Source organism: Aeromicrobium sp. (genome assembly GCF_032084975.1).
Classification (GTDB): Bacteria; Actinomycetota; Actinomycetes; order Propionibacteriales; family Nocardioidaceae; genus Aeromicrobium.
This window is the reverse complement of the sequence record NZ_DAMDLR010000111.1, coordinates 1-219: the sequence shown is the minus strand read 5'-3', so window position 1 is coordinate 219 and position 219 is coordinate 1. Positions and strand designations below refer to the sequence as shown.

Genomic DNA, 219 nt, shown 5'->3' with positions numbered 1-219 from the left:
CGCCTCATCCAGCCCGGCTGGCAGCTGGCCATGCCCGGTGACGCCGTGGGCATCGAGCGCATGCCGGTGCAGCAGGCCCCCGCGACTCCGGCGCCCGGGTCCACCGGCGGCAGCTCGCAGGCCGGCTCCGAGGCCGGTGCCGGTGGAGCCGCCGCCAGCACCGCCAGCGAGTCGGCGTCCGAGACCACCGCGTGGTGGATGGGCGCGGGCCTGCTCGCG

1 pseudogene is annotated in these 219 nt (G+C 78.5%); it reads left to right on the top strand.

Features of this window, described 5'->3' with window-relative positions:
- Nucleotides 1–219: pseudogene (locus tag RT323_RS15580) on the top strand (hypothetical protein); the annotation flags it as partial.